A 2,500-nucleotide genomic window follows, 5' to 3' on the forward strand; every position below is an offset into this window, starting at 1 on the left:
TTAAGACAAGAATCATTATAACTTATTTAACTTTAAAAGTCAACAAGTTTTTTATATTCCTTCAAAACTAGATAACATTGCTACATATTATATGGTTAAGTCCTCGATCTATTAGTATTCGTCAGCTCCACATGTCACCATGCTTCCACCTCGAACCTATCAACCTGATCATCTTTCAGGGATCTTACTAGCTTACGCTATGGGAAATCTCATCTTGAGGGGGGCTTCATGCTTAGATGCTTTCAGCACTTATCCCTTCCGCACATAGCTACCCAGCTATGCCCTTGGCAGAACAACTGGTACACCAGCGGTGCGTCCATCCCGGTCCTCTCGTACTAAGGACAGCTCCTCTCAAATTTCCTACGCCCACGACGGATAGGGACCGAACTGTCTCACGACGTTCTGAACCCAGCTCGCGTACCGCTTTAATGGGCGAACAGCCCAACCCTTGGGACCGACTACAGCCCCAGGATGCGATGAGCCGACATCGAGGTGCCAAACCTCCCCGTCGATGTGGACTCTTGGGGGAGATAAGCCTGTTATCCCCGGGGTAGCTTTTATCCGTTGAGCGATGGCCCTTCCATGCGGAACCACCGGATCACTAAGCCCGACTTTCGTCCCTGCTCGACTTGTAGGTCTCGCAGTCAAGCTCCCTTATGCCTTTGCACTCTACGAATGATTTCCAACCATTCTGAGGGAACCTTTGGGCGCCTCCGTTACACTTTAGGAGGCGACCGCCCCAGTCAAACTGCCCACCTGACACTGTCTCCCGGGTCGATAAGACCCGTAGGTTAGAATTTCAATACAGTCAGGGCGGTATCCCACCAGCGCCTCCACCGAAGCTAGCGCTCCGGTTTCAAAGGCTCCCGCCTATCCTGTACAAACTGTACCAAAATTCAATATCAGGCTACAGTAAAGCTCCACGGGGTCTTTCCGTCCTGTCGCGGGTAACCTGCATCTTCACAGGTACTATAATTTCACCGAGTCTCTGGTTGAGACAGTGCCCAAATCGTTACACCTTTCGTGCGGGTCGGAACTTACCCGACAAGGAATTTCGCTACCTTAGGACCGTTATAGTTACGGCCGCCGTTTACTGGGGCTTCAGTTCAGAGCTTCGCTTACGCTAACCCCTCTCCTTAACCTTCCAGCACCGGGCAGGTGTCACCCCCTATACTTCGCCTTACGGCTTCGCAGAGAGCTGTGTTTTTGCTAAACAGTCGCTTGGGCCTATTCACTGCGGCTTTCCGTTAAGAAAGCACCCCTTCTCCCGAAGTTACGGGGTCATTTTGCCGAGTTCCTTAACCAGAGTTCTCTCGCACACCTTAGGATTCTCTCCTCGCCTACCTGTGTCGGTTTGCGGTACAGGCACCTTTTATCTCGCTAGAAGCTTTTCTTGGCAGCGGGGAATCAAAGACTTCGCTCCATAAGGAGCTTCCCCATCACAGCTCAGCCTTTACGATAAGCGGATTTGCCTACTTATCAGCCTAACTGCTTGGACGTGCACAACCAATCGCACGCTTCTTCTATCCTTCTGCGTCCCTCCATTGCTCAAACGATAAAGAGGTGGTACAGGAATATCAACCTGTTGTCCATCGCCTACGCCTGTCGGCCTCGGCTTAGGTCCTGACTAACCCTGAGCGGACGAGCCTTCCTCAGGAAACCTTAGGCATTCGGTGGACGGGATTCTCACCCGTCTTTCGCTACTCATACCGGCATTCTCACTTCTAAGCACTCCACCAGTCCTTCCGGTCTGACTTCACTGTCCTTAGAACGCTCCCCTACCACTGATACCATTCGGTATCAATCCGCAGCTTCGGTGGTGTATTTAGCCCCGGTACATTTTCGGCGCAGAGTCACTCGACTAGTGAGCTATTACGCACTCTTTAAATGGTGGCTGCTTCTAAGCCAACATCCTAGTTGTCTAAGCAACTCCACATCCTTTTCCACTTAATACACACTTTGGGACCTTAGCTGGCGGTCTGGGCTGTTTCCCTTTTGACTACGGATCTTATCACTCGCAGTCTGACTCCTAAGGATAAGTCATTGGCATTCGGAGTTTGACTGAATTCGGTAATCCGATGAGGACCCCTAGTCCAATCAGTGCTCTACCTCCAAGACTCTTACACTTAAGGCTAGCCCTAAAGCTATTTCGGGGAGAACCAGCTATCTCCAGGTTCGATTGGAATTTCTCCGCTACCCACACCTCATCCCCGCACTTTTCAACGTGCGTGGGTTCGGGCCTCCATTCAGTGTTACCTGAACTTCACCCTGGACATGGGTAGATCACCTGGTTTCGGGTCTACGACCACGTACTAAACGCCCTATTCAGACTCGCTTTCGCTGCGGCTCCGCCTCTTCAGCTTAACCTCGCACGGGATCGTAACTCGCCGGTTCATTCTACAAAAGGCACGCCATCACCCGTTAACGGGCTCTGACTATTTGTAGGCACACGGTTTCAGGATCTCTTTCACTCCCCTTCCGGGGTGCTTTTCACCTTTCC

General features: G+C 51.3%; 1 rRNA gene (cut by a window edge). It reads right to left on the bottom strand.

The window, feature by feature from the left end:
- Positions 1-91: 91 nt before the first annotated feature.
- A 23S ribosomal RNA gene (locus IE264_RS37715) occupies positions 92-2,500 on the bottom strand (it continues 514 nt past the right edge of the window).

Origin of the sequence: Streptomyces microflavus (assembly GCF_014650075.1) — a bacterium.
GTDB classification, from domain to species: Bacteria; Actinomycetota; Actinomycetes; order Streptomycetales; family Streptomycetaceae; genus Streptomyces; species Streptomyces microflavus.